Genomic DNA, 24,811 nt, shown 5'->3' with positions numbered 1-24,811 from the left:
GACATAGTGTCTTTTATGGCTGCTGTATGTCAATAGCTGCGACATCGAACGGCGTGAACGGCAGTGCAGAGCCGCCGTCCCAGCACAATCTGGTCAGATGCTCGACGAGCTCCGCACGCGGCATCGACGAGTTGCGAATCCACCACTCCGCCGCGACTGTGGCCGACCCGACGATGGCGCGGGCCCACGGTGCCGCGGGCGCGGTGGCGGCCCCGCCGGCGGCGAGGGACGCGGTGAGCATCGCCTCCACCGCGCCTGCCAGATGTTCGTGCACATTCAACGCGCGGTACAGGTTGGGCTCTTCCTGCATCCACTTGCAGATGACGTCGAAGAACAGCGACATCCGGCGGCGCAAATCCGTTGAGCCGTCAGCACGTTTGGTGATCTCAGTGAGCAGTCGACCCGCTTGACGCTGGCTGAGTGCCGACAGAATCGCGGCCCTGTTCGGGAATACCGCGTACACCGCTGACCGACCGAACCCCGCCTCACCGGCGACCTCGGCGATACCCACGTCGGGCCCGTTGGCACGGATCGCCCGCTCGGCGGCGTCGAGCAGGTCCGAGCGCCGCTGTTCTACGTCAACGCCAGGACCAGCTGGTCTTCCACGTCCACGTGCAACTGAACCCATGCGCTTGGCCAACTTGCCCTCACGGCCGACGCGGGACGCCGGCGACCTTGGCTAGTACTCGATCGCGTAGCACCGCAGGCATATTCGTCATCAGAGCGACCTGCGCCTTGTTACCCAGGCCGACGATGTAGCGGGCGCGTGGTCGACGCGCCGTCAGCGCCTCCTCGACCACAGCGACCACCTTCGACGTCGGCACTGCCATCTTCCGCGCCATTGGGACGAATTTCTTCATCCCCGCAATGTGCTTGGCATACAGCGTGCGATGCTCCGGCGACATTGCGGCTTCTGTCTGGATCACCATATCGTCGGCAGTACGCCACATATCGGTGTCGGTCTGGGCTGGTTCCACCACTGCCACCCGAATGCCCCAGGAACGCAACTCGATACGCAGCGCATCCGCGCCCGCTTCCAACGCGAACTTCGAGGCCGCGTATGCCCCCAACAGCGGCACGGACATCCGTCCGTTGACGCTCGAGACGAAGACCACCCGGCCACGCGATTCCCGCAGTTTCGGCAGCACCGCCTGGGTGACCGCGAACTGCCCGATCACGTTGACGTCCAATTGTTTACGCCAATCGTCGGCACCTAGCGCCTCGATCGCGCCGGCCACCACGATGCCCGCATTGTTCACGACGGCGTCCAAGCGGGGCGGCAGCGCATCCGGCAAGGCCGCGATGTGCTCGGCATCGGTGACGTCGAGAATCACCGTCGAGATTCGTTCCGGGTTCAACGCTGCCACTGCGGCCGCGTCGGCGTCTGACCGGACGCCGGCGATCACATCCCAACCGGTCGCGGCCAGGTATTCGACGATCGACTTACCGATTCCGCGGGCGGCCCCGGTGACGAGAACTGAAGGCATAGACGCGAGGGTACTGCTCCGATGCGGAGTTATCCCCAGTCTGTGGTTCATCCACAGGTGGTCGATTGGTGGGGTGGCGTGTCGGTGGGTGGGGGTAGGTTCGAAAGCATGTTCGATGGGTCGCTGGCGGAGATTGCCGAGTTGGCGGGGGCCGATGACGCCACGCTGATCGACACGGTCCGAGGCTGGGCGCAGGCTGAGGCGGCCGCGGCGGCGCGCAAGCTCGCGGCGATGGCCGAGTTGTTCATCCGCCGCACCGGTACCCCCACAGCCCAGGACCGCGAATTGTGGTGGGTGGATCCGTGCGCTGCGGTGGGCGCCGAACTCGGTGCCGCCCAGGGCATCAGTCAATGGGCGGCGCTGACCCAGGCCCGCGACGGGGTGGCGTTGCGCGATCGGGTCCCGCAGGTGGCGGCGTTGTTGGCGGCCGGGGCGATCAGCGCGGACCTGGCGGCTGCGGTCATCTGGCGTACCTATCTGATCCAGGATCGCGACGCGTTGGGCCGCATCGACACCGAACTCGCCGAGCAGGTGGGGCGCTGGGGTACCTGGTCGGTGGCCGCCACGATCCGCGCCATCGACGCCCTGGTGGTCACCCATGATCCCGGGGCTTTGCGGAAAGCCAATGCCGCGTCGCGGCAACGCTATCTGGAGATCGGCTCGCCGACCGATGAGCCCGGAACGGCCAGCCTGTTCGGGCGGTTGCTGGCCAGTGACGGGGCGCTGCTCGAGGAGCGGGTCGCCGAAATGGTCAACTCGGTCTGCCCGCATGATCCGCGCCCCCTGGCTGTCCGCCGCTCCGATGCGCTGGGGGCGATCGCCGCGTTCCGGGACCTGGCCTGTCTGTGTGGCCGGGAAGACTGCACCGGCACCCGACCCGCCGGCCCCGACAAGAACCTGGTCGTCAACATCGTCGTCACCCCCGAAACCGTCGACGCAGCACGATCTTCGGACACCGACGACCGTGTGCCGGCGGCTGCTGCCGTGGAACCGGCCGCGTCCGGCGAGACCAACGACCGTGCGCCGGCCCCGGCGCCAGCTGTCGTGGAGCCAGCGGTGTCCGGCGAGACCGACGACCGTGTCTCGGCGCCGCCGGCGGTCATCATCGGCGGTGGAATCCTTCCCGCGCATGCCCTGGCCGAGATCCTGCCGCGGGCCACGCTACGCAGCATCGTGCACCCCGGGGACGCACCACCGGAACCCGGCTATGTCCCGTCGCGGGCGTTGGCCGACTTCGTCCGCTGCCGCGACCTGACCTGCCGGTATCCGCACTGCGACAAACCCGCCGACCGCTGCGATATCGACCACACCGTGCCCTACCCATGGGGTTGCACCCATGCGTCAAACCTGAAGTGCCTCTGCAGAACTCACCATCTGCTCAAAACGTTCTGGATCGGCAAGAACGGTTGGCGGGACCGTCAACTGCCCGACGGTACCGTGATCTGGACAGCTCCCACCGGCCACGAATACACCACCACGCCCGGCGGCGCGCTACTCATCCCATCACTCGCCACACCCACCGGCACCCTCAACCTGCCCCACCCGGTACCCGCAAGCACCGGCGACCGCACCGTGATGATGCCCAAACGCCGCCACACCCGAGCCGAAAACACCACCCGACGCATCACCGCCGAACGCAAACTCAACGACGACTTCGTCGCCCAATGCAACGCACCACCACCCTTTTAGGGCCGTGCGGCTACAACTGCGGTGACAGATCCAATTGGGTCAGCGCAGGCATCTGAGTGATGCGCCAGTCCCCGTCAGCGCGCGTCAACGACAGCCGGTAAGACAAGTACCGCAACGACGGAACGTTCTTGGTCACCGGACTGGTCGACACCGAGTTGGTGTAGACGATAGCCGTGGCGTCGGTCGGGCTGATGCTCTCGACCGCCGTACCGACCACCTGTGTCATGTTGGTGATCTGCGCCTGCTTGTTGGACGGCACGATGGAGTCGATGAACGTCCGATACTCGGTGGCGAAGTCATTGGACAGGAACCGCTCTGCCCGATCCGGCAACGACTCGATGTTGTCCGGCGTGTATGTCCACAACGTGGTGATGGCGTCGGCAGATGTTTGCGCCACTTGAAGTTTCGTGTCCACCAGGGCTCGATCCGCCAGGTAAGGCTGCACCGTGGCACCCGCGAACGCCCCCGCAGCCACGAACACCGCCGCAGCACCGACCGCCGCATAGGTCAGCCGCTTCCCCGCCGGGCGATGGGGAACGAAGGCTGGCTGAGGCTCGTCCTCGACTTCAGGCTCGACCTCGGCCTCGGGCTCGACCGCTTCGACTTCGGGCTCTTGCTCGGGCTCTGTCTCGGGCTCAACAGCCGCAGTCCGTTGGCCCTTACCCACCGGCGTGCGCTTGGGACGGGCTTCGGGGGACGGTTCGTCGCGTGCGACCTCAGCCGAGGCCTCCTCCTCGGCCGATTGTTCCGCACCGCGCCGCCACGGGAAACGCCTACGGCGACGTTGCTTCTCGGCCGCCGGCGGCGCGACAGCGTCCGCGACGCCCTGCGGCTCCTCCGGCTGATCGGTGGTCAGATCACCTGAATCAGTTGGCTGATCTTCCACTGTTGTCCTTCCCGGATCGTCGTTGCCACCCAACGGCTTCCGCTCTCGATTGTGGTTTTACCGTCCGGCAACCGGGTGTTGGTCTTGGCGGCGATCAGAACATCGGCGCTGCCGTTGTCGTTCCAGCGTTGGATACCCGCCTCCAAGACCGTGCCTGCCGTCGGTTCGGCGCGGGCCACCTGGACGACGATCTCGTTTTGCTTCTCCTGGAACATCTTCCGGAAGTCGCCGGTGGCGTGCGCCAGGATGCGCTCCGCGTAGTCGTTGGCGTGGAAGGGATCTATCGACGTGTAGGTAGTCATGAACTCGCGCACGTATCCCAGCGCGGCGGCGTTCTTGGCCTCCGTACGACGATCGGACTCGTGCTTCACCACTATGAAGGTGCTGCCCGCCATCGCCGCCGCGATGAGCAACGCCGACAACATCGCCACGAGCGGCAAGCCCCACCGCCTCGGTGGTTTGGGCTCGACCGCAAAGTAATCGCGCTCGGAAGCGTCGACCTTGCGCCGCGGACTCACTGCCCTGCCCCGTTCATCTGCGGCTTCTTCAGCACGGTCAGATTGTCGACCCGCCACTGGCCGTCGGACTTTCGGAAGTCCGCCCGCACCGTCGCGGTGATGAACTTCAAATCCTGGGGGTTGACGCCACGTTGCCCCTGCATCGCCAGCAGCATGGCGGCTTCGGATTCTGTCGCCCCTGGTAGCACTGCACTGCTCACCGCCCAGTACTCGTTGTTGGTCGGCCCCGCCTTGCGTACCGCATCCTGCTGGGCGACCACCTGTGGGCGGTAGTTTTCCGTGGCAAGCGACTGTGCCCTGGCGAAATCCTCATCGAACGAATCGATTCCGTAGCTCAACAGCTGCTCGACGATCCGCGGGCCATCGCCGGCGATCTGTTCACGCGCCTGGCTGACAGCCTGATCCTGCCGGTAGATTGTGAGGTAACCCAGGCCCGCTGCGAGCGCGCACACCGCGGCAACCGACACCAGCAGGACCCCGGCCCGGCGCCGCACATTGTTCTCGGGTGCCTCGACGCGTTGCACCTCGGTTCGTGACAGCAGGTCGGCGAACGTCCGGTTACGTCGATCCCACAACGGCCACAGCCAGCCGACGAACACCGCGGCGGTATCCAACAGGTGCGCCAATTCGCGCAGCAGCAGGCGGAGCAGTCCCGCGTTGCCGTCGCGCGTCACCGCCCGGATGCCGAACACCGCGCGGCCCACTGACCAACCCTTGGTCGCGGGAAGCAGCACCCGGTTGACCAGTATCGCGACCGTCACCAAAATGGCCGCCGCACAGTAGACCCACCACAGCCAGCTACGCAGTGGAGCCGACCAGGCCAAGAGCGCCAATGTTGTGATCGCCCCGACTCCGGGCAGCACGTCGATCGCGAACGCCCCGGCTCGAGCCGCCCACGACGCCAACGGCGCATCCGGTGTGTCGGCTGCGATCGTCGAATCGGTGGCTTCCAGTACAGCAGTCACGACGTGACCTGATCGAGTCTCGCCACTTTGTACGTGCCGTCCTCGGGCGCCATCTTCACCCGGAGTCGATAACCCTGCTCTTCGTCGGTTTTCTCGCTGTTGGTCACGAGCACCCGTACGGCGACGAGAAGGTCCATCGAGCCATCGTCGTTGTGCTTCTCCACGGCGGCGCGCAGGTCGGACACCTTCACGGTCACGTTGGCCGCCTGGTAGGCGTCCAACAGCACGCCGCTGTACAGCCCGGCCTGTGTCCCGAAGTCACCGGTCGCACACTCAATGATCTTGGTCTGGGCCTCGATCATCGCCTGGACGTCCGGCGCATGGGTAGCCGTCACGCAGTCCTTGGCCGCCTGCAGGGCCGCGGTCTCCTCATTGGCGATCTGTGCACTGGCCGAATGCGCGCGCACAGCGAAATACCCACCGACGCCCGCTGCAGCGGCCAGAACCAGCAACCCCGCGCAAATGGCGGACATCCAACCCCGGCCTAGCCGGGATGGGCGCTCCTCCTGTGCGTGCTCCGCGGACTCCTCGGCCTGAGGTTGGGTTTGCTCCGGTTCCTGCTGATCGGTGAGGTTCAGCTGGCTGGCGCCAGCATCTCCTTCCATCCGTCATCTCCTGGGTTATTCGAGTTGGTGACGGAGTACTTCACACCGCCGGGACCGACCACCTCGCCGCTGGATGGGCTATAGGTAGCTGTCGTACCTGCTCCCGGAGTGTAGATGCAGGGGTTGGGTTGTTGTCCACTGCAAGTGACACTGCCGCCGCGCGGCGCGGTCAGCGGGTCGCTGGTAGGTCCGGAAGACACCTCGGGAGGCGGCAGCTGACTCGCCGGCAGCGGGTTCAGCCCATTGTTGATCGACGGGGCGGGAATCACCCGACCCGGATCGACCGGCTGATCACAGCGCGCACCGGGAGCCGGGCAGTTCCGCACCTGGTTCGGATCGCCGTACCACGGGTTGGTCCCCATCGGCTCGTACAGTTCCTCGCTGCGGCACTCGATCGGAGTGGCCGCCCGTTTTCCCGGCACGTCGGCACACGGGTAGTTGCGGGCGCCGCGGACCGCGTTCGGCGCATCCTTCGGGATCTTGCAGTAGAGACCTTCCGGCAGTGGGCGCGTGGAAGTGTCTGCGGGCGAACGCCATTCCGACGCGGGCAGGAAGCCCGTCAGGCACGGCGGCGGGGAGTTGATACCGAGACCGAAGTGCAAGAGACCTTCAGGCGCGAAGATCGTCGCGGTTTGGGCGACCGCGCCACCCTGCGGCAGCGCCACCAAAACCTGCTCGACGTTCTTGTTGTAGCGCTTGAGCATGTCGATGACGATCTCGAGGTTTGCCAGCGTCTGCGGCAGCGACTCCCGCACGTCACCGAACACCGCGTTCAGCTGGTCAGCGGTCGGGGCCGCCTGCTGCAAACCACCCCGCAGCGCCTCATCGTTCTGCGCGCTCTGAGCGGCCAGCGTGTTCAGGTTCGCCGACCAACGGGATATCGCGTCGCCGGAGTTCACCTGACTTTCGATGAGCGGTGCGGAATTCTCGATGATGTCGTTGACCGGGTCGATGTTCTCCTTGAAATCGCCGGCGATCGCCTGCGTCGAATCAACGAGGCGCTGCAGCGACGGGCCCAAGCCGCCGAAGGCCTTGGCGGCCTCGTCGAGCAGCGTTCCGATCTGCTCCTTGGGCAGCACGGCCAGCCCGTGCTGGGCCGCGTCCAGCGCCGGACCGACCTCGGCGGGCACCGTGCCTTTCGTGATGGTCTGCCCGTCGCTGAAGAACTGGTTGGACTCGCCCTCCGACTTCAGGTCGAGGAACTGCTCGCCGACCGCCGACACCGAATGGACGTCGGCGCTCGCGTCGACCGGGATCTTGTACTGGTCGTAGATGTTCATCTCGACCCTGGCGCCTTTTTCGGTGGGCTCCACCGAGGTCACCTTGCCGATCGTGGTGCCCCGGTAGGTGACGTTGGCGGTCGCGTACAAGCCGGCCGAGTTCGGCAACTCGGCGGTGAGCTTGTACATCCCGATCCCGGCCGCCGTCGGCAACCGCAGGTAGAACAGCGCCAGCACGATCAGCGCCACCAGGGTCAGCGTCAGGAAGATGACGAGCTGCATCTTGATGAAGCGGGTCAGCAGCATGTCTCACTCCCCCCTTTCCACCAGCGGACCACCGGGCGCGTTGTGTGGATTCGGCGTGAACCGGACGTCCGGGATCATCGTGTTCGGATCACGACCCCAGGCCTGTTCAAGCGCCCGCAGCATGCCCGACACACCGGTTCCGGACAGGAACGCGTTGTCGACCGAGCTCAGCGTGAGGTCCAGCTTCAACGACACGTTGATGAAGTCACCACGAACCGCTTTCGGGATGTTGTCGATGTTGAACGGCACGGTCAGGATGAGCTTGAGAGCGCCCACCAGATACGGGGCGGCCCGGCTCAGCTGCTTGAGCGGCCGTTGCAGGTTCTGCAGGTTGGTGTGCAGATTCGCGTTCGTGTTCGACAACGTTTCGTCGGCCGCGTCGGACAACCGACCGAGCGCGGTCACCGCATCGGCGAACAGATCCCGGGTCTCCGCGAAATGCTGGATCAGCGGCGGGAACTCGGTCAGCACCCGGTCCAGCGTGTCGTTGCGCTGCGCCACGATGTTCAGCAACCGATTGGTCGAATCGATGGCTCGAGTGATTTCACCGCGCTGCGCGTTGAGCTCCGCGGTGAACGTGTCGAGCCGATTCAGGAATTCCCTGATCTGGCCGGCGCGGCCGTCGAGGATGTTGAACACCTCGGTCTGGATGACTTCGATGTTCGGAATGCCACCGCCGGTCAGGATGCCGGAGATACCCGCCAGCGTCCGCTCGATCGTCGGGTAGGCCGAGGACTGCGCCAACGGGATGGTGTCCCCGCTGCGAAGCATCTCGGCGGAGGGATCGTCCTCCGGCGGATTGAGCTCCACATGCTGGGACCCCAGCAGGCTGGTCTGGCCGATCTTCGCCAGCGTGTTCTTCGGCAGTTCGATACCCGGCTGGAGATCGAGGGTCAGGGTCGGCACCCAGTTGATCAGCTCGATCTTGCGGACCCGGCCGACGAACACGTCGCGCACCCGCACCCGGCTGTTGGCGTTGAGCGCCAATGTCTCCGGCATCTGCACGTACAGCGTGGTGCTGCCGGACTCAGTGCCCGGCCCACCCGGCAGCGGCACGTTGGCCACGCCGCGCCACTGACCGCACGAGGTCAACACGAGCGCCGCCGCGGCCAGTGCCGCCAAGCGGCGACCGACGCGACTCAGCTTATGAATCTTCATCACGGAGCTCCTGCTTCGGCGGGCAGCGGCGGTCCCGGAGGCGCCGGGGCGGCCGGGGCCGCAGGGGCGGGTGCCGCAGGGGCGTTCAGCGGGTCACCCGGGATGACTCCTGGTGCCGGGGCCGGTGGCGGACCGGGCTGCGGATACCACGGCGGCGGCAACGGATTTCGCTCGTCGTACGCGTTCGGCGGTCCGGGCAGCTGGCCACCGGGCGGAACCCCGAACGCCGGTGGGGCTGCCGGCGGGACGATGTCTGGGCCACCCATCAACTCGGCCAGCGACTCCGGAGTCAGCATGTTCTTCGTGAACGGCTGCACCTGGACCCCCTGCATGCCGGGTGCCACCACCCAGCCGGGTTCGTGGTTGCCGTGCGAGAACAACGTGTCGCGCGACCAGATGCCGGGAACGGTGGTGTCCTTGTAACCCGGCGGCGGCTGCAGCCGCTTCTCGGAGTAGGCGATCTGCTTGGGCAACGTCATCGCGGTGCTGGCCAAGTTCATGCCGAACGGCAGGTAGTTGAACTTGATCGCATCCAGGATCGGTGCCAGGTACTGCGCGCACAGCTCCGCGGAATCCTGGTAACCCAACCGGCTGCCGGCCTGGATGGAGCTGCAGATGAACTGCAGTGGATTCGAGAAGTTGGTCACGCCGGGCAGCACCGGCAGGCCGATGATGCCACCCTGGTTGGGCGCCACGATGTTCAAGACGTTGGCGGCCAGGTTCGGGTAGGCGTGCAGACCGGTCTCCAGACCGTTGCGTGGTTCCGGCTGCAGGATCGCCGTGGTCGCTTCCGCGAGATTGTTGACGTCCTCGGTGAGGACGCCACCGTTTTCGTCCAGAAATTCACGCGTGGTCTTGAGGACTCGATTCAGATCCTGCAGCGCCGTTGCCAACTCCTGATCGGTGTTGGTGAACGAGTTGGTGAACTGGGCCAGATCGTCGTTGAGCGCCACGAACTGCTGATCGCTCTTGTACAGCGCGTTGACGAACAGTGCCAGGCTCTTCACCACCGCGAAGAAATCGCCGCGGCCCTCGTTGAGGGTGGTCAGCGCTTCCGACAACCCGTTGAGGGTCCGGTTGATCTGATCGCCCTTGCCTTCCAGGCCGTAAGCGAACGAATCGATGATGTCGCCGAACGGCCCCTTGGGCTGCTCAGGGGTCGGGCCCAGATCGGCCAGCAGGCGAGTGACCTCGTTGCGCAGTTGGTCGTACTCGATCGGGATCTGGGTGCGCTCCATCGGGATGACCGCACCGTCCTCCATCCGCGGTCCACCGGTGTATGGCGGCGACAGCTGGACGACGCGCGAGGCGACCAGGCTGGGGTTCAGCACGGAGGCGGACGCGTCGGCGGGCACCTTGTACTTGTTGTTGAAGTGGAAGACCACTTTCATCTTGTCGCCCGCGGTCTCGATCGAATCGATCGCGCCGACCCGCACACCCATGATGAGGACCTTGTCGCCTGGATACAGCGCAAGCACCTCGGGGAAGTACGCGGTGACCGTGGTGTTGGTCAGCTTCCTGTACAGGTTGTAGCCCACATACCCGGCTACCAGAGCCGCCACCACAGCCAATGCGCCGAGGATCACGGCCACCCGCGACATGTGCGGCAACTTGATGTTCCGAATGTTGAAGATCGTTGACATAGCTGTGGCCTATCCCCCTTGCGACCCTGGCGGAAGGAACGGCGGATTGCCCGGCAGCGGGGGCGTTCCGACCGGCGGCAATTGCTGCCCAGGTCCGGGCGGCGGCGGCGGTCCGACGATCGCCGGCGGCGGCGGTGCGATGCCCGGCGTGAAATCAGGCGCTCCGGGCAGCGGGGCAACCGGAACGGTGCGGGCTCCCGGCGGACCGGGGGCCAACTCGACCGGCGCGCCCGGCTGTTCCGGTGGCATCTGGCCCGGGATGGCAGCGCTCGGCACACCGGGCGAATGCGCGATTCCGCCGGGATTCGGTGCCGACGTCGCGACATCGGGCGGCCCGTAGTTGGGACCGTACGGGTTGTCGCCGTATGGGCCCTGGCTCAGATGCGCACACGGCAGCGGGTTGCCCGGGGACGGAATGCCGTCTGCCGGAGGCGTGTACGAGCACGGCGAACCGGGTGGAACGGCAGGACCGGGATGCTCCGGGGTGCCCTCCAGCGGCGTCGGCGCGGCCGGCGGTGCACCGTTCTCGTGGCGCTCGCCGTTCGGATCCGGGAAACGGAACGCGGGCAGGCCGGCGTTACGCCAGAACTCTTCGGGATCGATGCCGCGCTTCTTGAACGCCGCGTCAACGAACGGCTGCAGAATCGTCGGTGGAATCAGGTTCACCAGCATGACTTTGAAGTACGGGCCCGACGCAAGCGCCTCCGCCAGTGAGGTGATGAATTTGCCTGCCACAGTGAGAATGTCGGCGAGGTCCTGCTTGCGTTCCACCAAAATGCCGCTGACCGTGCGCAACTGCTCCAGCACGTGGTTGAGGTTGGGATTGTCGTTGATCAGACCCTCGACCTGATTCGACACCGACGACACGCGCTCGAGCAGCGCGCTCACCGCCTGACCGCGTTCGTTGACCGCCGCCAACAGCGTCTGCGCATTCACCAGCAGCTGGTTCACCTGCGTGCTGCGATCGCCGAGCACCGTGGCGATCTTGTTCGCGTTGGCCAGCAGCTTCTTGACATCGTCATCGCGCTTGCCGATGGTGTCGGAGAACTTGGCCACCCCGTCCAACGCGGCGCTCAGATGCGGGTAGGTCTGATCGACGGTCTCGGACAACACATTGAGCGACTGCTTCACCGACTGGGTGTCCCAGCCGGACACATTCTCGGTGATCTCGAAGAAGGCGTCGTAGATCTGATACGGCGTCGTCGTCTGACCCAGCGGAAGAATGCCACGTGGCATCAGCGTCTCTTCGCCGCGCGGCTGGATCTCGATGTTCTTGCGGCCCAGGATCGTGTCGGTGCGGATCGCGGCGCGGCTGTCGGTGCCGATCGTGCGGCCGCCGAGCGTGTAGCCGATCTCCACCTTGTCACCGTTGATGTCCATGCTTCTCACGGTGCCGACGTCCATGCCGGCGATGCGCACCTTGTCGCCCACGTTCAGGCCGCCGGTGTCGGCGAACTGCCCGTAGTACGTGGGCACGGCGAACAGCATCGGCACGCTGGTCAGCGTCGAGCCGACACCGATGATGAGCGCGACGACCACGACGCCCATCAGGCCCTTACGGAACCGGTCGGAACCCTGCAGTGTCCTCATTTCGGCGTGCACCTACCCGACGGCTGCGATGTGACTCTGACGGTTCGGACGGGGCCGCCCGGCTGCAATCCGTTGAGCTTCAACGTGAGATCGCAGGCATAGAAGTTGAAGAAGTCGCCGTAGATGCCGCCGGCACGGCCAATGAGCTTCAGCGCCTGAGGCATCTGGATCAGGATGTCGTGGACCTGCTGTTCCTGATCGATCAGCGGCTGCTGGATCACTTCGAGGTAGCCGAGGGTGTCCTTGAGCAGCGGCCGGTTGTCCGAAAGCAGATCCGCCAGCGAACCCGCCGCGTCGCTGATATTGGCCACCGACTCGCCGATCGGATCGGCACGGTCCTTGAGACCGGTGATCAGGGTCTCGAAGTTCACCAGGGTTTCGTCGAACTGCTTCTGGTGCTTGATCGTGGTGTCGAGCACCGTGTTGAGGTTCTTGATCACCTCGCCGATGGCCTGATCGCGTTCGGCGATCGACTCGGTCAGCGCTGCCGTCTGATCAAGGATGTCGTTGATGGTGCCGCCCTGACCCTGGAAGATCGTGACGATCGACTCGGCGATGGTGTTGACCTTCTCCGGCTCCAATGACCGGAACAGCGGCCGGAATCCACCGACGAGGGCGTCGAGATCCAGCGCCGGCTGGGTGCGCTCGAGCGGGATGGTGCTGCCCGGCGGAATCATCGTGTTGCTCTCGCCGCGCCTGAGGTCAAGGTAGCGGTTACCGATCAGGTCCTGGTACCGGATCGAGGCGGTGGTCTCGTCGAACAACGGCAACGACTTCTCGACGCTGAACTTGACCTCGGCTTGCTGGCCGCCGTTGATCAGGTCCACGCTCGAGACCTTGCCGACCTCGACACCCGCAGCGCGCACGAACTGCCCGCTGCGCAGGCCGCTGACATTGTTGAAGACCGCCGAATACTCCGCGGTCCGGTTGAACCGGATCTGACCGAACACCACGAAGATGAGCGCGGTGAAGGTCAGCAGCACCAACGAGAAGATGCCGAGCTTGATAAGCGTGCCCTTGATGCTCATGCGGCTCCCTCGCAAGCTCGGGTCCCGCATGCCATCTGGTTATTCGTTCCGCAAGCGTCTCTCATGGGTTGATCGTGTTCTCCCCCACTTGGCGACCCCAGACATACTCAGTGAACATCGGTTGGCCCAGTTCGAAGTGGTTGTACGGCGCGATCGAGGCGCCGGTGTCCATCACCAGGTACGGCATCGGCCACAAGTCGCGAGTGATCGGCTGCCAACAGCCCGGTCGGCCTTCCGGCCCGCCCTTGGCATTGATACGCGGCAGGTTGTCCGGGTACACATACGGATTGCCCACACCGACCACAAGCGAGTTGGTCTGTAGCGAGTAGCCGTTACCGCCAAGCGCCCCGGCCAGCTTCGGCGCCGCATCGTGGTAATTGCGGATGGTGCAGAAGAGCGCCGGGCTGTACTTGTCGAGCAGCGCCGAAGTGGGCAGCAGGTCCTGCGCGCCGCGCACCAGATAGGGTCCGCCGCGCTCGAAGATGTCCCCGCCGGTGTTGCCGAACCCGACCGCAGCCACCAGCGCCTGATCCAGATTGCCGCGCTGCTCGTTGAGGGTGCGCGCAGTGGTCACCGCGTTGGACAACCCGTCGAACAGATCGGGACCCGCATCGGCGTACACGTCGCCCAGATTGGCCAGACCGGTGATGTCACGGCGGATCTCGGGCATCCGCGGATTGATCTCGCCGAGAATGTCGTTGCCGTTGACCAGCGACTGGCCGAACTTGCCGCCGAGGCCGTCGAGCGCTTGGGCGGCCGCGGTCAGGGTCTCGTTGAGTTTGATCGGATCGACCTGTTCGGAGATCGCGGTGATCGTCTCGAACAGCGTGTTGAACTCCGTCGTCACGCCCTGGGCCTGAATCGGCGTCGACGGCGAAAGCCGCTCGGACGACGGATTCTCCGGCGACAAGAACGAGATGTACTTGTTGCCGAACACCGTGGTCGCCCGCAGCTCAGCGATCGCGTTGGCCGGAATCAGGTTGAGGTACTTGGGATCTACGTCCAGCGTCAACTTGGCTTCCGGATCATCGCCGACGGTCTCCACGTCGATGGAGGCCAGGCGGCCGATCGGCACACCATTGAAGGTGACCTTCGAACCGGGATCCATCGCCAGGCCGGCCCGGCCCGACATCACTGTCAGCTGCACCCTGTCCTCGAAGGTGCCGCGGAACTGCATCCACGTCAGCGCGAGAATCAGGAGGGAGACAAGCAGCAGCACCAATCCTGCGAGCTTGTACGGCGGCGTCTTCGGCTTGTTGAGCGGCGCGGTCATGGCACTACACCGTGAGGTTGAAGTTCGGGTCGGTGCCGTACAGCGCCAACGATGCCAACAGGACCACCAGCACGATCGCGATCAACGAGGTACGCATCGACCTTCCCACGGCCTCACCCACACCGACAGCACCGCCACTTGCGTAAAAGCCGAAGTAGCAATGGTTCAACATGACGACGATCGACATGATGATCACTTCGAGGAAGGACCACATCACGTCGTCGACGCGCAGGAACGTATGGAAGTAGTGCTCATACGTACCGACGGACTGCGAGTAAAAGATCGTGGTGACCAACTGCGCAGACACGAACGACAGCAGGATCGCCATCGCGTAGAGCGGGATGATGACGATCGCGCCGGCCATGATCCGGGTGGACACCAGGTACGAAATCGACTTGATGCCCATGACTTCCAGCGCGTCGATCTCCTCGCTGATGCGCATGGCGCCGAGTTCGGCGGTGGCGCCTGCGCCGACCGTGGCGGCCAACGCCTGGCCGGTGACCACGGGTGCGACGACGCGAATGTTTGCCAGTGCGGCGAAGAAGCCGGTGAAGGCCTCGACGCCGATGTTGCCCAGGGAGGCGAAGCCCTGGATTGCGATCAGCGAACCCGCCGACAGCGTGACGAAACCGATGATCGCCACGGTGCCACCGATGACGGCCATGGCGCCGGTACCCATACCGATCTCGGCGACCAATCGCAGCGCTTCGCGGCGGTAGTGCCGGAACGCATGTGGCACATGGGCGATGGCCTGTACGACGAACCAGGCGACATGGCCCATGCTGTCGAGTGCGCGGGCCGGGGTTGCGGCGACATCGGAGGTACGCGAGAACGCCCGGGGGAAGCGCGAGCGCAAGACCTGTGCGGTACTCATATCAGTTCCCTGTCCCGAACCGCACACCGATCGTGGTGAGCACGACGTTGACTGCGAACAGCGCAACCACACACAGCACCAGGGTCTCGTTCACCGCGGTGCCTACGCCTTTCGCGCCGCCGGCCACTGTCAGCCCGCGGTAGCACCCCACCAGCCCGGCGATGAGGCCGAACAGCGTTGCTTTGATGACCGAGATCATCACTTCCGGGAAGCCAGTGAGCAGTGTCAGCGTCGAGACATACGCGCCCGCAGAGACGTTCTGGATATAGACGCCGAAGAAGAAGCCACCGACCAGGCCGATGGTGATAACCGCGCCGTTGAGCATGAAGGCCACGAATGTGGAGGCGACCACCCGGGGGACGACGAGCCGCTCGATCGGGTCGATGCCGAGCACCTCGAGCGCGTCGATCTCTTCACGGATGGTCCGGGCGCCGAGGTCGGCACAGATGGCGGTCGAACCTGCACCCGCCACCACGAGCACCGTCACCAACGGGCCCAGCTGGGTGACCGCACCCAATGCCGCACCGGCACCGGACACATCGGCAGCACCGAACTCGGCCAACAGAATGTTCAGCGTGAAGATGATGAGCACGGTCAGCGGGATGGACACCGCCAGCGTGGGCAAGAACGCCACCCGGATCAGGAACCAGCTCTGCAGAACGAACTCTTTCCACTGGAAAGGCCTTGTGAGCAGGGCCTTTCCGGCCAACACCGACATTTTGAAGAATCCGCCGACCGTAGCCAGAGGCTTCTCCAACTGTCCGCGCACATAACCGACTAGACCGTCGGTGGACGCCGTCACCGGCGCTCCCCCTGGACGTGTCGCACGCCCCCTCCTTGCCGCGAGCCACTGTGTGTGATCTGCATCTCCCTACTCATCAGTAGTAAGTGAGACCACCGGACTGTACCCGATCGAAACAGGGCCGTGCACCGCATCCGCTGGATTGTGTCTCGAACCGTTAGCAAAGCCGCCACGGCTCAGCTAACTTTCGCCCTGACCTGCAGAAACTGTTGGCACTGAGCTACTTTCGCTAACGTCAACGCGAGCTTGGAAGCTGAAGCGTTCCCTGAGTTCCGTCTTGAGAACCTTGCCCGATGGATTGCGGGGCAGGGCATCGACGATCTCGAGCGCTTTGGGGTGTTTGTAGCGGGCCAACCGCTCGGTGAGAAAGGCGTCGAGGTCCTCAAGACTGAGGGATTTGTCGGCCTGTTTGCCCGACTCAGTGCTCAGGGCAACGACTGCCACGGGGACCTCGCCCCACTTCTCGTGTTTCCTGCCGATCACCGCGACCTCGACGATCGCCGGGTGGGCGGCAAGCACGTTCTCCACCTCTGCGCAGTAGATGTTCTCGCCGCCGGAGATGATCATGTCCTTCTTGCGGTCGACCACCCAGATGTAGCCCTCCTCGTCCTGGCGGACCAGGTCGCCGGAGTGGAACCAGCCACCGGCGAACGCCTCGGCGGTGGCCTTCGGGTTGTTCCAGTAGCCGGCCATCAACGTCGGGGCACGGTAAACGATCTCGCCGACCTGGCCGACCGGGACATCGTTCATGTCCTCGTCGACCACCCTGGCGGACACCGTCGGGATGACCTTGCCGACCGAGCCGAGTTTGCGAATCGCATCCTCGCCCAACAACATGCACGTCACCGGCGACATCTCGGTCTGGCCGAAGGCCGCCAGGATCTGGGTGCCCGGGAAGGTCTCGGACATGTTGCGCAGCAGGGTGTCCGACGCCGGGGCCGCACCCCACGACAGCACCCGCAGTTTGAGTTTGCGGGGTTTGGCTTTCTGCTCGGCGCAGACCGCCTGCCACTGCGCGGGCACCAGGAAGATGCCGGTCACCTTCTCGGCCTCGAGTACGTCGAGCAGCGCGCCCGGATCGAACGCGCCGAGTGGGTAGATGACTGTGGGCGAGCCCAGCAGCAGGCCGATGATCATGTTGCCGATGCCGGCGATGTGAAACAGCGGCACGCCGATGAACCCGACGTCGTTGTTGATGTCGGCGCCGTTGGTGAACAGGAAGGTCATCGCCTGGCCGGCCAGGTTGGTGTGCGTGAGCACCGCGCCTTTTGGGCGGCCGGTGGTTCCGGACGTGTACATGATGAGTGCCGGGGAGTCGTTCGGAATGTCGACCGGCGCCGGAGATTCGCCGGGCTCGGCGATCAGATCGTCATAGCCGAGCACAGCATCTTCTGCGGCGGATTCGGTGCCAGCGCCTGCCACGATCACCGTGCTCAACGTCGTGTCCAGGTCGCGCACCGCGGTCGCCACGCCGGCAAGCACGGATTCGGTGATCACCACGCGGGCGTCGCAGTCGCTCACCAGGAAGGCGATCTCAGGGGGCGTCATTCTGAAGTTCACCGGAACCGCGATGGCGCCGAGCTTGTTGGCGGCCAGGAACGATTCGACGAACTCGTTGCGGTTGAGCATCAGGATCAGCACCCGGTCGCCGAAGCCGACGCCACGGCGGCTCAGGGCACCGGCCAGTCGGCTCACCCGGTGGTCGAGTTCGGCCCATGTGGTGGTGCGGCCGAGGAACCGCAGAGCGGTTTTGTCGGGCTGCATCAACGCGTGACGCGCCAGTTGGTTGGTCCAGTTCTGGCGGCGGGCCAGATAGGGCTGCTCGGTCAGGGACGGCTCGGCAGTCAACGGCTCTGTACTCCATGGGTTAGGTTGCACGATGTTGATATTTGATCAAACATGGGGTTGCCCCGGTCACATTATGGCCTCGGCGCCACGGGGACAAGCCCCCGTCAAACCGACCGAAAGGCGATCGCAGAACACGTGAATGCGCCTGTCAAGACCGCCGTGCAACGGCGTCGCGGCGCCCGCCGGGAGCAGCTCTCCGACGAGGTGGCGGCGCATCTGCGTGCCGAGATCATGACGGGGGCGCTGCGGGCAGGCACCTTCATCCGGCTCGACGAAACCGCCGCCGCGCTCGGCGTGAGCATCACGCCCGTCCGGGAGGCTCTGCGCACGTTGCGCGGCGAAGGCATGGTTCAGCTCGAGCCACACCGCGGCCACGTCGTCGTCCCATTGACCCGCGGCGACGTCGAGGACATCTTCTGGCTACAGGCCACCATCGCGCGGGAGCTCGCAGCCACCGCGACCGAACGCATCACCGAAGCCGAGATCGACGATCTCGAGCACCTGAACGCCGAACTCGCCGCGGCCGTCGAATATCAGGATCCCGAGCAGATCTCGGCCGCGGAGTTCGCCTTTCACCGCACTTTCAACCACGCCAGCGGCCGCATCAAACTGGCCTGGTTTCTGTTGCATGTCGCGCGATACCTGCCGGCGCTGATCTACTCCACCGATCCGCGGTGGGGCAGCGAGGCGGTGGAGAGCCACCGGTTGCTGATCGCCGCGTTGCGGCGTCGGGATGCGAAGACCGCGGTGGAACTCAACGGCGCGCAGTTCACCGACGGTGCACGGCGGCTGATCGCCCGGCTCGACGAGATCGGGATGTGGAATTGACGGGCTCCGGGCGCGCTGCCGCGCCGACGCTGCCAATCGGGCTCTGGAGCTGCTGACAAGTCGTTCCGCCCGCCTGTTAGCGACAATGTCGCGGAGAGCGCCTCACTGGCCCCACTGGGAACTTCGGCCCCTCTGGTGAAATCACGTGGCACCCGCCAACCTCAGCAGCCGCTTGAGCCTCAGTGGTTACGTGCCCGCGCTGCGCGCGACTTTGTCGCTGCAAGGCGGGCGGGCCAGATCGCGTTTCGGAAGGGGCAGACGAGGCCAGAGTGCCAGCTGTTCCTTCCGGCGCGGGACTGATGTGAATCATGTTGCGCGGGAGGCGTTTTCCGCGACATTGTCGCTATTAGGCGGGCGGGACGTCACCTGGTTCCGCACCGCCGCCGACATGTCGGCGGGCAGTGGCATCGTGACGACATGCCAGAGAAATACCTGCTCAGAGGTATCGAGCTTCGCTATGTGCTGACCATCCAATTGCTCCGACACGGACCGCAATCGGTGGCCGATCTGGTCGACGTCCTGCGCGATCAGGGCTTCACCACCAAGGGCAGGCCATCGAAAGCCATCTCCGATGCACTGCGCTGGGAGATCGTCCACGGGCGCGTCTACCGGATTCGGTATGGCAAGTACCGGTCGGCGTCGATGCCACGTTCGACCGAATACCGGATCAACAAGCGGGTCACGGCATTGCGCGAGGCGGCCGCCGAACTCAGCGCCAAGGAGGCCGGCGCGTTCTGGGGAGCGTTCGACGGCCTCGCCGGCTAAGCAGACAGCTGTGCGACCCTGGCGACCAGGGCGTTGGCAAGGTGGTCCAAGGTGTCACCGATGACCTTCTTCACCATCGGGCCGGGGATCGGCAGCTGGGTCTCCACTTCGAGATCGACGGTCAGCAGGGACGTGGCGCCGAGCGGGACCACCGAGAACTTCTGCTCCTGCTTCTTGAAGTGATCGCCTTGCTGCAGCACGGTGAAGATCTGGTTCTCGCCGGGGTAGTACACGGCGTTGATGAAGACGCCGGACTGTCCCTGGATCTCGACATCCAGCCGCAGCTGGCTGGGCCGTCCGTCGTCATAGCGGGCCAGGATCCAGCAGCCCTTGATCTCAGGGTTCCACTGCGGATAGGACTCGAAATCGGCGACGATCGCCATGACCTTCTCGGCGGCGGCGTCTACCTCGACTGTTTTACTCACGAGCGGCATCGGCAGAGCATATCGACTGCAGCAGCGACCGGATCGCGTCGGGAATCGGGACCGGGCGGCGCGTGGTCCGGTCGACGTAGACGTGCACCCAGTGTCCGACTGCCGCGACGGGCCGGTCGGGTTCGAACAATCCCAGTTGATAGGTGACGCTGCTGTTGCCCAGCCGTGCGACCGACAATCCGACTACCAGCGGGTCGGGAAACTTCAGCTCGGCGAAGAATCGGCAGCCGGACTCGGCCACCACTCCCAGCCATGGCGCGGTGATGGGGTCGACGTCGCAGTTGGTGTTGATCCACGCGTTGATCGCGGTGTCGAACAACTCGTAGTACACGGCGTTGTTCAGGTGGCCGAACATGTCGTTGTCGGTCCATCGCGTCAGCACCGGCCAGTGCACTGGGAAGTCGCCTGCGCTGATCGAGTGTTGGTCAGGGCTCGCCATGGCTGAAGTCTGTCAGGCTGGTGATGTGAAGATCCGCGGTGCTGTCTTGGAAACCATTGGTGCGCCCCGCCCCTACGCCGATTCCCGGCCGCTGAGCGTGACCGAACTCGAGCTGGCCGCGCCCGGGCCGGGGGAACTGCTGGTCCGCATCGAGGCTGCCGGCCTCTGCCACTCCGACCTGTCGGTGGTCGACGGCAACCGCGTGCGCCCGGTCCCGATGTTGTTGGGCCACGAAGCTGCGGGCGTGGTGGAGATCGGCGTCGATGATCTGACAGTCGGCCAACGGGTGGTGATGACGTTCCTGCCTCGTTGCGGTGTGTGCCCGGCATGTGGCACCGACGGGTTGACGCCCTGCGGTCCGGGTTCGGCAGCCAATGGGGCGGGCACGCTGATGCACGGCGACATCCGACTGAGCCGAGCCGGTGAACCGGTCTTCCACCATTTGGGAGTGTCCGGGTTCGCCACTCATGCTGTGGTGGATCGCCGCTCGGTTGTGCCGGTGCCCTCTGATGTGAACCCCGCCGTCGCGTCCTTATTGGGCTGTGCGGTGCTCACCGGTGGCGGCGCGGTGCTCAATGTCGGCAAGCCGCAGCCGGGCCAGACGGTGGCGGTCGTCGGGCTGGGCGGGGTCGGGATGGCGGCGGCATTGACGGCGCTCGCGTATGACGGCGTGCGGGTGGTCGGCGTGGATCAGTTATCGGACAAATTGGCGCGGGCCCGTGAGCTCGGGGTACACGAGGCGTACACGCCCGAGCAGGCCGCCGACCTCAAGGCCGAGGTGGTGATCGAGGCGGCCGGGCATCCCGCCGCGCTGGAGACCGCGATCGCGCTCACGGGCCCCGGCGGTCGCACCATCACCGTCGGCCTGCCGAGACCGGATGCTCGGATCTCAGTGTCGCCGTTGGGTTTTGTCGCAGAAGGCCGGTCGTTGATCGGCAGCTATCTGGGCTCGGCGGTGCCCGCCCGGGATATCCCGCGCTTCGTCGAACTATGGCGCGCGGGCCGTTTGCCGGTGGAGCAACTGGTGTCCTCCACGATCACGCTCGATGAGATCAACGCCGGCATGGACGAGCTCGCCGACGGTAAGGCGGTGCGGCAGATCATCGAATTCAGCTGAGAGTTCCTGACCGCTGTCCAACTCGTATGACAAGTTGTAGACTCGTCATATGTCTGATCGCATCCGTCACCTCACCCTCTCCCACGTCGTCCTGCCGCTACCCAATCCCGTCAGCGACGCCAAGGTCCTGACGGGCCGGCAGAAACCGCTCACGGAGACCGTTCTGCTGTTCGTCGAGGTCACCACCGAACAGGGCCACGAAGGCATGGGGTTCAGCTACTCCAAGCGCGCGGGTGGTCCGGCCCAGTACACGCACCTCGCAGAGATTGCGGAAACAGCGATCGGCCAGGACCCGTCCGACATCGACCGCATCTACCAGTCGCTGCTGTGGGCCGGCGCCTCCGTCGGGCGCTCCGGCGTCGCCACCCAGGCAATCGCCGCCCTCGACGTCGCGCTCTGGGATCTCAAGGCCCGCCGCGCCGACCTGCCGCTGGCCAAACTCCTCGGCGCCCACCGTGATTCGTGCCGGGTTTACAACACCTCCGGAGGCTTCCTGCAGGCGTCGGTCGACGAGATCAAGGAGAAGGCAACCGCCTCGCTGGATTCCGGTATCGGCGGCATCAAAATCAAAGTCGGGCAACCGGACTGGAAGACCGACCTTCAGCGGGTGGCCGCGCTGCGCGAACACCTCGGGGACAGCCCGTTGATGGTCGATGCCAACCAGCAGTGGGATCGCGCCCGGGCCCGGCGGATGTGCCGGGAGCTTGAGCAGTTCGACCTGATCTGGATCGAGGAGCCCCTCGACGCATGGGACGCCGTCGGGCACGCCGACCTGTCCCATACCTTCGACACCCCCATCGCCACCGGCGAGATGCTCACCTCGGTACCCGAGCACATGGCGCTCATCGATGCCGGCTACCGCGGGATCGTGCAACCCGACGCACCGCGCATCGGCGGCATCACCCCATTCCTGCGGTTCGCCACGCTGGCCTCGCACGCGGGGCTCGCGCTGGCCCCGCACTACGCGATGGAGATCCACCTGCATCTGGCCGCCGCCTATCCGACCGAGCCGTGGGTGGAGCACTTCGAGTGGCTCAACCCGCTGTTCAACGAGCGCATCGAGATCCGCGACGGACGCATGTGGCTGCCGGAGCGGGCGGGGCTCGGCTTCACGCTGAGCGAGCAGATGCGTGCGCTGACGAAGGAACGGGCAGAATTCGGCTCGTGACAACCTCGCTAGCCCAGAAGGTGGTCGCCGGTCTGAAAGACAAGATCTTCGCCGGCGACCTCCCGCCTGGGCACAAGTTGCCCTCGGAGTCCGAGCTGATCGACGAGTTCGGGGTCTCGCGCACCGTGGTCCGTGAGGCGGTGACCCGGTTGCGGGCCGAGGGCCTCGTCGAAACGTTCCAGGGCCGTGGGTCTTTCGTGCTCGCGGTGCCGGAGCCGACGTCGTTCACCGTCGAGTCCGCGGCCATCAGGACCCACCACGATGTGCTCGACATGATCGACTTCCGTCTCGGTATCGAATGCGAAGCGGCTGCGCTGGCAGCTGCCCGCGTCGACGGCGCAGGCGGCGACGCCGTCCGCACCGCCCTCGCCGAGTTCGTCGCCGCCGCACCGGAAGACGCGGTCGAGGCGGACTTCCGCTTCCATCGCGCGGTGGCAGCGGTCAGCGGCAACCGCTTCTACGTCGACCTGCTCGACTCGCTGGGCCCGATGATGATCATGCTGGCCCGCACCCGGTTGGGCGACACCCATTCGATCACCGATGCCGGCCATGCCGAGCGGGTGCGCCGTGAGCACGACGAGGTGGCGGCCGCGGTGATCTCCGGTGATCCGGATCTGGCCCGGGCCGCCATGCGCCTACACCTTGGTAACACTCGGCGGCGTCTCGACTCCGGTCGCTGAGTCTGCCCGGCGCTTACGCAGGTACTGGAACACCGGCAGCAGCACCAGCAGAACGAAGATCGCCAGGATGGCGCCGGAGATCGGCCGGGTGATGAAGCCGGTCGGGTCGCCGTCGAAGATCAGCAGGGAGCGTCGGGTACTCGACTCGATGATGGTGCCGAGCACGAACGCCAGCACCATGGGGCCGGGATCGAAGCCGGCCTTCTTCATCAGGTAGCCGATCACGCCGAACACCAGCATCAAGAAGATGTCGAACGTCGAGTTGTTGATCGTGTACACGCCCAGAATCGTGATGAGCGCGGTGATCGGCGCAAGGATCGCGGGACGCACGCGAAGGATACGAACGAACAAGCCCACCAACGGAACCGACAGGATCAGCAGCAGGATGTTGCCGATGTACATCGAGTTGATGACGCCCCAGAACACGTCTGGATGTTCGTCGACCAGTTGCGGTCCGGGTGAGATGCCGAGGATCAGCAGCGCCCCGAACAGCATCGCCATGGACGCGTTGGCGGGCAGTCCGATGGTGAGCAGCGGGATGAACGACGACGTTGCCGCCGCGTTGTTCGCAGTCTCCGGCGCGGCCACGCCCTCAACGGCACCGCGGCCGAACCGTTCCGGGTTCTTGGCGCGCCGTTTCTCGGTGGCGTAGGCCACGATCGACGACAGCGTGGCACCGCCGCCGGGCAGCACCCCGAGCACGAACCCGATGATCGAACCACGGCCGATGGCGCCGGTGGACTGCCTCAGGTCCTTGCGCGACGGCCACACATTGCCGACCTTGGCCGGGACATGCGGCTTGCCGTGCCGTTGCTCGAGGTTGTAGAGGATCTCCCCGACACCGAACAGGCCCATCGCCACGACGACGAAGTCGATGCCGTCGGCGAGTTGGAGGCTGTCGAAGGTGAATCGGGATGCGCCGCTGAAGTTGTCGCGCCCCACGGTCGCCAGCAGTAGCCCTACGGCGCCGGCGATCAGCGCCTTGAGCTTGTTTCCACTGCCGATGGTGGCGACGAGCAGCACGCCCAATAGGGCGAGGGCGGCGTACTCCGGCGGCCCGAAGTCCAGGGCGATACTGGCGACAATCGGGGCGAGCAGGGTCAGACCGATGATCGAAATAGTCGCGCCGACAAACGAACCGATGGCGGCGATGCCCAGAGCTGTTCCGGCTTTGCCCTGTTTGGCCAGGGCGAAGCCATCGAAAACCGTTACCACGGAAGATGCTTCGCCCGGTAGCCGCAACAGCACCGACGTGATGGTGCCGCCGTACTGGGCGCCGTAGTAGATGCCGGCGAGCATGATGATCGCCGACACGGGATCGATGGTGTAGGTGATCGGCAGCAGGATCGCGATGGTGGCGGCGGGACCAAGGCCCGGCAGCACCCCGATGATCATGCCGATCAACACGCCGATCAGGCAGTAGAGCAGGTTCTTCGGTTCTGTGACGAGCGCGAAGCCGTCCAGAAATGCGTTGACATCCATAGTTTT

At 65.3% G+C, this 24,811-nt stretch carries 24 protein-coding genes; 6 read left to right on the top strand and 18 right to left on the bottom strand.

Annotated features, from left to right (window positions below; translation table 11 throughout):
* Positions 1-13 precede the first annotated feature (13 nt).
* Positions 14-628 carry a TetR/AcrR family transcriptional regulator gene (locus tag ABQF30_RS14790; protein WP_448464884.1) on the bottom strand — a complete coding sequence of 205 codons (615 nt, stop codon included), beginning with the start codon at positions 626-628 and terminating at the stop codon, positions 14-16.
* Positions 629-647: 19 nt separating this feature from the next.
* A complete protein-coding gene (locus tag ABQF30_RS14785; RefSeq protein WP_448464882.1) occupies positions 648-1,487 on the bottom strand; it encodes an SDR family NAD(P)-dependent oxidoreductase in 840 nt (279 codons plus the stop codon).
* Positions 1,488-1,595: 108 nt separating this feature from the next.
* Here ABQF30_RS14785 and ABQF30_RS14780 point away from each other — a divergent pair, with 108 nt between their 5' ends.
* Positions 1,596-3,176, top strand: a complete 1,581-nt coding sequence (locus ABQF30_RS14780; RefSeq protein WP_448464880.1) for an HNH endonuclease signature motif containing protein — start codon at positions 1,596-1,598, stop codon at positions 3,174-3,176.
* 10 nt (positions 3,177-3,186) lie between these two features.
* Here the strand turns inward: ABQF30_RS14780 and ABQF30_RS14775 are convergent, their stop codons facing one another.
* The 13 genes from ABQF30_RS14775 to fadD5 all read right to left on the bottom strand — a co-directional run bounded on the left by ABQF30_RS14775 (position 3,187) and on the right by fadD5 (position 17,892).
* Entirely contained in the window at positions 3,187-4,062 is an 876-nt protein-coding gene (locus ABQF30_RS14775; protein ID WP_448464878.1) for a mammalian cell entry protein, read from the bottom strand.
* Entirely contained in the window at positions 4,029-4,580 is a 552-nt protein-coding gene (locus ABQF30_RS14770; protein WP_448464876.1) for an Rv1363c family protein, read from the bottom strand. The genes ABQF30_RS14775 and ABQF30_RS14770 overlap by 34 nt, the downstream gene beginning before the upstream one ends.
* Positions 4,577-5,545: an RDD family protein gene (locus ABQF30_RS14765; protein ID WP_448464874.1), complete on the bottom strand. Its 969-nt coding sequence runs from the start codon at positions 5,543-5,545 to the stop codon at positions 4,577-4,579. Before ABQF30_RS14765 ends, ABQF30_RS14770 begins: the two co-directional genes overlap by 4 nt.
* Complete coding sequence (locus ABQF30_RS14760) at positions 5,542-6,150, bottom strand: Rv1363c family protein (RefSeq protein WP_448464872.1); 609 nt, start codon at positions 6,148-6,150, stop codon at positions 5,542-5,544. The genes ABQF30_RS14765 and ABQF30_RS14760 overlap by 4 nt, the downstream gene beginning before the upstream one ends.
* Positions 6,120-7,676 carry an MCE family protein gene (locus tag ABQF30_RS14755; RefSeq protein WP_448464870.1) on the bottom strand — a complete coding sequence of 519 codons (1,557 nt, stop codon included), beginning with the start codon at positions 7,674-7,676 and terminating at the stop codon, positions 6,120-6,122. The genes ABQF30_RS14760 and ABQF30_RS14755 overlap by 31 nt, the downstream gene beginning before the upstream one ends.
* Before the next feature lie 3 nt (positions 7,677-7,679).
* Entirely contained in the window at positions 7,680-8,834 is a 1,155-nt protein-coding gene (locus ABQF30_RS14750) for a virulence factor Mce family protein (protein ID WP_448464868.1), read from the bottom strand.
* Complete coding sequence (locus ABQF30_RS14745; RefSeq protein WP_448464866.1) at positions 8,834-10,477, bottom strand: virulence factor Mce family protein; 1,644 nt, start codon at positions 10,475-10,477, stop codon at positions 8,834-8,836. Before ABQF30_RS14745 ends, ABQF30_RS14750 begins: the two co-directional genes overlap by 1 nt.
* 9 nt (positions 10,478-10,486) lie before the next feature.
* Positions 10,487-12,067 carry a virulence factor Mce family protein gene (locus ABQF30_RS14740; RefSeq protein WP_448464864.1) on the bottom strand — a complete coding sequence of 527 codons (1,581 nt, stop codon included), beginning with the start codon at positions 12,065-12,067 and terminating at the stop codon, positions 10,487-10,489.
* The gene (locus ABQF30_RS14735; protein WP_448464862.1) at positions 12,064-13,095 is read right to left on the bottom strand and encodes an MCE family protein; all 1,032 of its coding nucleotides are present in this window, start codon (positions 13,093-13,095) and stop codon (positions 12,064-12,066) included. Before ABQF30_RS14735 ends, ABQF30_RS14740 begins: the two co-directional genes overlap by 4 nt.
* A gap of 61 nt (positions 13,096-13,156) precedes the next feature.
* Positions 13,157-14,368 carry an MCE family protein gene (locus ABQF30_RS14730; RefSeq protein ID WP_448464860.1) on the bottom strand — a complete coding sequence of 404 codons (1,212 nt, stop codon included), beginning with the start codon at positions 14,366-14,368 and terminating at the stop codon, positions 13,157-13,159.
* A gap of 4 nt (positions 14,369-14,372) precedes the next feature.
* Positions 14,373-15,242 (bottom strand): MlaE family ABC transporter permease, encoded by an 870-nt coding sequence (locus ABQF30_RS14725; protein WP_448464858.1) that lies wholly within the window; start codon positions 15,240-15,242, stop codon positions 14,373-14,375.
* 1 nt (position 15,243) lies between these two features.
* Complete coding sequence (locus tag ABQF30_RS14720; RefSeq protein WP_448464856.1) at positions 15,244-16,044, bottom strand: MlaE family ABC transporter permease; 801 nt, start codon at positions 16,042-16,044, stop codon at positions 15,244-15,246.
* Between the two features lie 180 nt (positions 16,045-16,224).
* Positions 16,225-17,892 carry a fatty-acid--CoA ligase FadD5 gene (gene fadD5 / locus ABQF30_RS14715; protein ID WP_448464854.1) on the bottom strand — a complete coding sequence of 556 codons (1,668 nt, stop codon included), beginning with the start codon at positions 17,890-17,892 and terminating at the stop codon, positions 16,225-16,227.
* A gap of 135 nt (positions 17,893-18,027) precedes the next feature.
* Between fadD5 and ABQF30_RS14710 the strand changes: the two genes are divergently transcribed.
* Together ABQF30_RS14710 and ABQF30_RS14705 are read left to right on the top strand one after the other, a co-directional pair.
* Positions 18,028-18,720 carry a GntR family transcriptional regulator gene (locus tag ABQF30_RS14710; RefSeq protein ID WP_448464852.1) on the top strand — a complete coding sequence of 231 codons (693 nt, stop codon included), beginning with the start codon at positions 18,028-18,030 and terminating at the stop codon, positions 18,718-18,720.
* Between the two features lie 417 nt (positions 18,721-19,137).
* Positions 19,138-19,485 (top strand): hypothetical protein, encoded by a 348-nt coding sequence (locus ABQF30_RS14705; RefSeq protein ID WP_448464850.1) that lies wholly within the window; start codon positions 19,138-19,140, stop codon positions 19,483-19,485.
* Here the strand turns inward: ABQF30_RS14705 and ABQF30_RS14700 are convergent.
* On the bottom strand, positions 19,482-19,919 hold the full coding sequence (locus ABQF30_RS14700; RefSeq protein WP_448464848.1) for an SRPBCC family protein: 438 nt from the start codon (positions 19,917-19,919) through the stop codon (positions 19,482-19,484). The genes ABQF30_RS14705 and ABQF30_RS14700 overlap by 4 nt on opposite strands.
* On the bottom strand, positions 19,903-20,358 hold the full coding sequence (locus ABQF30_RS14695; RefSeq protein ID WP_448464846.1) for an acyl-CoA thioesterase: 456 nt from the start codon (positions 20,356-20,358) through the stop codon (positions 19,903-19,905). Before ABQF30_RS14695 ends, ABQF30_RS14700 begins: the two co-directional genes overlap by 17 nt.
* A 25-nt stretch (positions 20,359-20,383) precedes the next feature.
* Between ABQF30_RS14695 and ABQF30_RS14690 the strand changes: the two genes are divergently transcribed.
* The 3 genes from ABQF30_RS14690 to ABQF30_RS14680 are packed head-to-tail and all read left to right on the top strand — an operon-like array spanning position 20,384 to position 23,323.
* Positions 20,384-21,475, top strand: coding sequence for an alcohol dehydrogenase catalytic domain-containing protein (locus ABQF30_RS14690; RefSeq protein WP_448464844.1), 1,092 nt, complete (start codon positions 20,384-20,386; stop codon positions 21,473-21,475).
* A gap of 49 nt (positions 21,476-21,524) precedes the next feature.
* A complete protein-coding gene (locus ABQF30_RS14685; RefSeq protein WP_448464842.1) occupies positions 21,525-22,643 on the top strand; it encodes an L-talarate/galactarate dehydratase in 1,119 nt (372 codons plus the stop codon).
* Complete coding sequence (locus ABQF30_RS14680) at positions 22,640-23,323, top strand: FadR/GntR family transcriptional regulator (protein ID WP_448464840.1); 684 nt, start codon at positions 22,640-22,642, stop codon at positions 23,321-23,323. Before ABQF30_RS14685 ends, ABQF30_RS14680 begins: the two co-directional genes overlap by 4 nt.
* Here ABQF30_RS14680 and ABQF30_RS14675 read toward each other — a convergent pair.
* On the bottom strand, positions 23,279-24,805 hold the full coding sequence (locus tag ABQF30_RS14675) for a tripartite tricarboxylate transporter permease (RefSeq protein WP_448464838.1): 1,527 nt from the start codon (positions 24,803-24,805) through the stop codon (positions 23,279-23,281). The genes ABQF30_RS14680 and ABQF30_RS14675 overlap by 45 nt on opposite strands.
* Positions 24,806-24,811: the final 6 nt, after the last annotated feature.

This window comes from Mycolicibacterium sp. XJ870, from assembly GCF_053483975.1.
The sequence above is the reverse complement of the archived record's forward strand: the minus strand, read 5'-3'. Positions and strand labels throughout refer to the sequence as shown.

Excerpts from the sequence above, each read along its gene's own strand:
- ABQF30_RS14790 (WP_448464884.1), bottom strand. The coding sequence starts at position 628 with ATGGGTTCAGTTGCACGTGGACGTGGAAGACCAGCTGGTCCTGGCGTT.
- ABQF30_RS14785 (WP_448464882.1), bottom strand. The coding sequence starts at position 1,487 with ATGCCTTCAGTTCTCGTCACCGGGGCCGCCCGCGGAATCGGTAAGTCG.
- ABQF30_RS14780 (WP_448464880.1), top strand. The coding sequence starts at position 1,596 with ATGTTCGATGGGTCGCTGGCGGAGATTGCCGAGTTGGCGGGGGCCGAT.
- ABQF30_RS14760 (WP_448464872.1), bottom strand. The coding sequence starts at position 6,150 with ATGGAAGGAGATGCTGGCGCCAGCCAGCTGAACCTCACCGATCAGCAG.
- ABQF30_RS14755 (WP_448464870.1), bottom strand. The coding sequence starts at position 7,676 with ATGCTGCTGACCCGCTTCATCAAGATGCAGCTCGTCATCTTCCTGACG.
- ABQF30_RS14750 (WP_448464868.1), bottom strand. The coding sequence starts at position 8,834 with ATGAAGATTCATAAGCTGAGTCGCGTCGGTCGCCGCTTGGCGGCACTG.
- ABQF30_RS14745 (WP_448464866.1), bottom strand. The coding sequence starts at position 10,477 with ATGTCAACGATCTTCAACATTCGGAACATCAAGTTGCCGCACATGTCG.
- ABQF30_RS14740 (WP_448464864.1), bottom strand. The coding sequence starts at position 12,067 with ATGAGGACACTGCAGGGTTCCGACCGGTTCCGTAAGGGCCTGATGGGC.
- ABQF30_RS14735 (WP_448464862.1), bottom strand. The coding sequence starts at position 13,095 with ATGAGCATCAAGGGCACGCTTATCAAGCTCGGCATCTTCTCGTTGGTG.
- ABQF30_RS14730 (WP_448464860.1), bottom strand. The coding sequence starts at position 14,368 with ATGACCGCGCCGCTCAACAAGCCGAAGACGCCGCCGTACAAGCTCGCA.
- ABQF30_RS14725 (WP_448464858.1), bottom strand. The coding sequence starts at position 15,242 with ATGAGTACCGCACAGGTCTTGCGCTCGCGCTTCCCCCGGGCGTTCTCG.
- ABQF30_RS14705 (WP_448464850.1), top strand. The coding sequence starts at position 19,138 with ATGCCAGAGAAATACCTGCTCAGAGGTATCGAGCTTCGCTATGTGCTG.
- ABQF30_RS14700 (WP_448464848.1), bottom strand. The coding sequence starts at position 19,919 with ATGCCGCTCGTGAGTAAAACAGTCGAGGTAGACGCCGCCGCCGAGAAG.
- ABQF30_RS14695 (WP_448464846.1), bottom strand. The coding sequence starts at position 20,358 with ATGGCGAGCCCTGACCAACACTCGATCAGCGCAGGCGACTTCCCAGTG.
- ABQF30_RS14685 (WP_448464842.1), top strand. The coding sequence starts at position 21,525 with ATGTCTGATCGCATCCGTCACCTCACCCTCTCCCACGTCGTCCTGCCG.
- ABQF30_RS14675 (WP_448464838.1), bottom strand. The coding sequence starts at position 24,805 with ATGGATGTCAACGCATTTCTGGACGGCTTCGCGCTCGTCACAGAACCG.